Consider the following 1,252-nt stretch of genomic DNA (forward strand, 5'->3'; position numbering starts at 1 on the left):
GTTTTGCCACTTTTAGGGATTTATTTAGCGACAAGTTTATTATTTTAAAACTCTGAAGGGTTTTTCTGCAAACTCTAAATAATCTTTTTTTTGCCTATAGGATAAAGTGTATTCGGTATTTCTATCTACTGTCTATGATATTAAGTCCGGATAATTAGTTATAAAAAAACCTATCCTCTTACACAGGGCAAATCTCCCTATTATCGCTGCTTCCCGCTCCCTACTCCCTGATTTATAAGTATTCAACCGGACGTGATATTACTCTCAAGCTCCCAAAAATTTTCAGGCAATTTTCAATAATATCTTTTTTTGACAATCGTTTAGTTATTGTGTATGATTATCAATAGGCGTACATTTTTGATAAAGTACCGTGGCCCTTTACACACCATCTTCATTTAAAGCAGAACTAAATGACAAAGGTTGGCGAATGACTCCCCAACGGGAGACCATTTTGCACGTTTTTCAAAATCTTCCTAAAGGCAATCATCTGAGTGCCGAAGATCTTTATAATATGCTACAAAATCGGGGTGAAAGAATTAGTCTATCTACCATTTACAGAACTTTAAAGTTAATGGCAAGGATGGGAATTCTAAGAGAACTAGAACTAGCGGAGGGACATAAACATTATGAGATAAATCAACCTTATCCCCATCATCACCATCATCTTGTCTGCGTACAATGCAATAAAACTGTTGAATTTAAGAATGATTCTATTTTAAAAATTGGTCTTAAGCAGACAGAAAAATCTGGGTTACATCTCTTAGATTGTCAATTAACTATTCATACAATTTGTTATGAAGCCCTAAGAATGGGCTGGCCTTCTCTAGTATCTTGTGAATGGTCTTGTCCACGAGCACTTGCAGATGCGGAAAATTCTGAATAAAAAAACTCTGAATAAAATAAACAACCCCACTTAATCTCTGAGTGGGGTAAATAAAAAAAGATTTATAAATCTAATAATTAGTTTCCAATATCTTTAGCACTTAAACCATAATGCAGATGAGCTTTCGCCACTGCTACTCTTGTTTCTGAGTTGTAAACTCCATTTAATGGACCAAAATAAAATCCTTGTAGCCGAAGTCTCTTTTGCAGTTCTAAGACATTTGCTTGACTACCTATATAAGTAGCTCCCCCTTTGGAAGCACTTGGATTAACAATCATAGGATGCCTTAGAGCTTGCAATGTATTTCTTGTAGCTACTCCACTGGCGTTTGTTCCCGCATCTTGCTGAAAACGTCTGACAGCAAACTCA

2 protein-coding genes are annotated in these 1,252 nt (G+C 35.8%); one reads left to right on the forward strand and one right to left on the reverse strand.

The window, feature by feature from the left end:
* Positions 1-370: 370 nt before the first annotated feature.
* Positions 371-883, forward strand: a complete 513-nt coding sequence (locus tag F6K13_RS33830; protein ID WP_124147119.1) for a transcriptional repressor — start codon at positions 371-373, stop codon at positions 881-883.
* A 77-nt stretch (positions 884-960) separates the two neighbouring features.
* On the opposite strand, the gene F6K13_RS33835 is transcribed toward F6K13_RS33830, so the two are convergent.
* The coding region (locus F6K13_RS33835; protein WP_287290026.1) for a peptidoglycan-binding domain-containing protein at positions 961-1,252 on the reverse strand (292 nt) is incomplete at its 5' end.

It is taken from the genome of Okeania sp. SIO2B9, assembly GCF_010672505.1.
In the GTDB taxonomy this organism is placed as follows: domain Bacteria; phylum Cyanobacteriota; class Cyanobacteriia; order Cyanobacteriales; family Microcoleaceae; genus Okeania; species Okeania hirsuta.